Origin of the sequence: Thauera aromatica (genome assembly GCF_023093595.1) — a bacterium.
GTDB classification, from domain to species: domain Bacteria; phylum Pseudomonadota; class Gammaproteobacteria; order Burkholderiales; family Rhodocyclaceae; genus Thauera; species Thauera aromatica_A.
Window position 1 is genome coordinate 1 of record NZ_JALLIK010000038.1, and the last position, 1831, is coordinate 1831.

Here is a 1831-nt window from a genome sequence, read left to right on the forward strand (position 1 = left end):
ATCCCGCAAAATCCCCCGCTCCTGCCTTCCAGCCCTGCCACCTGTCCAACCGGTGAAGCGCTGAAAGAGGTGCGCATTATAGACAGCAAAAAACAAAACGCAAGGGAAAAAGAATGAATCATTCTATCCGGGCATAACGGCCAATGCAGGATAAGCACTCCCCCGTCCCCATTGCACGACTGGCCTCATACCACACCGCCTGCGAGCGAGATCGGGCCGGCGGATTCAATACATCCCCGGTGCCGCTGCGTAGTTTTCGAAGCGGGTGTTCTCTCCGATGAAGGTCAGACGTACGGTGCCGGTCGGTCCGTTACGGTGCTTGCCGATGATCAGCTCAGCCGTACCCTTGTCCGGAGAATCCGGGTTATACACTTCGTCCCGGTAGATGAACATGATGATGTCCGCATCCTGCTCGATGGCGCCGGATTCGCGCAGATCGGACATCACCGGACGCTTGTTGGGACGCTGCTCAAGGCTGCGGTTGAGTTGCGAGAGCGCGACGATGGGTACGTGCAGCTCCTTTGCGAGCGACTTCACCGAGCGCGAGATCTCCGACAGCTCAGACGCGCGGTTGTCGCCCTCCCTCGTTCCGCTCATCAATTGTAGATAATCGATCACGATCAGCCCGAGCTTGCCACACTGCCGCGCCAGACGGCGGGCGCGGGCACGCAGATCGATCGGGTTCAGGCCCGGCGTCTCGTCGATGAAAAGCGGCGCATCGTACAGCTTGCCCATCGCCATCGTCAGGCGCTGCCAGTCATCGTCGGTCAGACGGCCGCTACGGATTTTCTGCATGTCGATGCGCCCGACCGAGGAAATGAAGCGGGTGGCCAGCTGGGTGCCAGGCATCTCCATCGAAAAAATCGCCACCGGCAAGCGCTGATCGATGGCAATGTGCTCGGCCAGATTGAGCGCAAACGTCGTCTTGCCCATTGCCGGACGGCCGGCAACGATGATCATGTCCGAAGGCTGCAAGCCGGAGGTCTTCTCGTCCAGATCCACCAGGCCGGTGGGCACTCCGGTGACCTCCGAAGGATTGTCGCGGTCGTAGAGTTCCTGGACACGATCGACCACCTGTTTCAGGATCGGCTGGATCGACACAAAGCCGCTACTGTGACGCGCCCCGGCTTCGGCGATCTCGAACACCTTGGCCTCGGCTTCATCGAGCAAGACCTTCGCATCCTTGCCCGACGGGCTAAACGCGCTGGCAGCGATCTCGTCACCGACCGCAACCAGCTTGCGCAGGATCGCACGCTCGCGCACGATCTCCGCATAGCGGCGGATGTTGGCCGCCGAGGGCGTGTTGTTGGCGATCTCGGCAAGATAGGCCAACCCTCCCGCCTGCTCGGCCTCACCGCTTTTTTCCAGCGACTCGAATACGGTCACCACGTCGGCCGGCCGCCCCCGGTCAATCAGCCGAGTGATGTGGCGGTAGATGCGGCGGTGGTCGTCGCGGTAGAAATCGACCTCGCTGGCGAGGTCCGCCACCCGCTCCCAGGCCTGGTTGTCGAGCAGGATGCCGCCGATCAGGGACTGCTCGGCCTCGAGCGAATGAGGCGGCAGCTTGATGTGGGCGATCTGTGGATCGCCGGCAAAATCAGAAAACCGGGAAGGTGCTGTACTCATCGGAATAACCTGGAAGTCTTGTGACTGCATTGTAGCGAGCGCACTCGCCGCGCACCCGACACCCTCGCCGTTCGGCCGACGCCCCTGCCGGGCGCATATCGAGTAGGGGACGGGGTCACCCCCGTCGCCCTCTCACACCACCGTACGTGCGGTTCCGCATACGGCGGTTCATGAAAGACACTGGAGTCGTCGCGTCGTATCGAGC

The 1831-nt window shown here is 61.8% G+C and carries 1 protein-coding gene; it reads right to left on the reverse strand.

Annotation, left to right across the window (positions count from 1 at the left end):
- Positions 1 to 225: 225 nt before the first annotated feature.
- Positions 226 to 1626: a replicative DNA helicase gene (gene dnaB, locus MXC99_RS00435; protein WP_247723675.1), complete on the reverse strand. Its 1401-nt coding sequence runs from the start codon at positions 1624 to 1626 to the stop codon at positions 226 to 228.
- Positions 1627 to 1831: the final 205 nt, after the last annotated feature.